The organism is Ruegeria sp. HKCCD7303, assembly GCF_013111185.1.
In the GTDB taxonomy this organism is placed as follows: Bacteria; Pseudomonadota; Alphaproteobacteria; order Rhodobacterales; family Rhodobacteraceae; genus Ruegeria.
In genome coordinates this window covers 1-1,616 of the sequence record NZ_WVRE01000022.1, presented here as the reverse complement: position 1 = coordinate 1,616, position 1,616 = coordinate 1, and the positions used below count along the sequence as shown (strand labels likewise).

Genomic DNA, 1,616 nt, shown 5'->3' with positions numbered 1-1,616 from the left:
CAGAAACTTAAGTTCGAAGCTTCTGATCTGACCAGCCATGACCTGAGCCCGCGTCAGATCTGCGATCTGGAGCTTCTGATGAATGGCGGGTTCAACCCGCTCAAGGGGTTTCTGACCGAAGCTGATTACAACGGCGTGGTGGAGGACATGCGCCTGGCTGACGGCACGCTCTGGCCGATGCCGATCACGCTGGATGTCAGCGAAGGTTTTGCCGACAGTATCGAGCTGGGCCAGGACATCGCCCTGCGTGACCAGGAGGGCGTGATCCTCGCCACCATGACCGTCACCGATCGCTGGGCGCCGGACAAGGCGCGTGAGGCCGAGAAGGTGTTTGGCGCCGATGACGATGCGCACCCTGCGGTCAACTACCTGCACAACGTGGCCGGCAAAGTCTATCTGGGTGGCCCCGTGACCGGCATCCAACAGCCCGTTCACTATGACTTCCGCGGCCGCCGCGACACGCCAAACGAACTGCGCGCCTATTTCCGCAAGCTGGGCTGGCGCCGCATCGTGGCCTTCCAGACCCGCAACCCGCTGCACCGCGCGCATCAGGAACTGACCTTCCGCGCCGCCAAGGAAGCACAGGCCAACCTGTTGATCCACCCGGTTGTCGGCATGACCAAGCCGGGCGACGTGGATCACTTCACCCGCGTGCGGTGTTATGAGGCGGTGCTGGACAAGTACCCGGCGTCCACCACCTCGATGAGCCTGCTGAACCTGGCCATGCGCATGGCTGGCCCGCGCGAGGCGGTCTGGCACGGGCTGATCCGCGCCAACCACGGTTGCACGCACTTTATCGTTGGCCGCGACCACGCAGGCCCGGGCAAAAACAGCCAGGGTGAAGATTTCTATGGCCCGTACGACGCGCAGGACCTGTTCCGCCAGTATCAGGATGAAATCGGCGTCGAAATGGTCGATTTCAAACACATGGTCTACGTCCAGGAACGCGCCCAGTACGAACCCAATGACGAGATCAAAGACAAGGATAAGGTGACAATCCTTAACATTTCCGGAACGGAGCTGCGCCGCCGTCTGGCCGAGGGTCTGGAAATCCCCGAATGGTTCAGCTTTCCCGAAGTTGTGGCCGAGCTGCGCAAGACCAAACCGCCGCGCAGCCAGCAGGGCTTTACCGTGTTCTTCACCGGCTTCTCAGGCTCGGGCAAATCCACCATCGCCAACGCACTGATGGTCAAGCTGATGGAGATGGGCGGGCGCCCGGTGACGCTGCTGGATGGCGACATCGTGCGTAAGAACCTGTCGTCCGAACTGGGCTTCTCGAAAGAGCACCGCGACCTGAACATCCGCCGGATCGGCTATGTGGCCTCAGAGATCACCAAGAACGGCGGCATCGCCATCTGCGCGCCCATCGCGCCCTACGCCACCACGCGCCGCGCCGTGCGCGAAGAGATCGAACAGTTTGGTGCCTTCTGCGAAGTGCATGTCGCGACCACCATCGAGGAATGCGAACGCCGCGACCGCAAGGGCCTGTACAAGCTGGCCCGCGAGGGCAAGATCAAAGAGTTCACCGGTATTTCCGACCCTTATGACGTGCCGGAAAACCCTGAACTGAGCGTCGAAACCGAAAATGTCGAAGTCGACAACTGCGCTCATCAGGT

The 1,616-nt window shown here is 61.4% G+C and carries 1 protein-coding gene; it reads left to right on the top strand.

Annotated features, from left to right (window positions below; genetic code table 11):
• On the top strand, positions 1 to 1,616 hold a 1,616-nt coding region (locus GS630_RS22240), incomplete at both ends, for a bifunctional sulfate adenylyltransferase/adenylylsulfate kinase (RefSeq protein ID WP_171712271.1).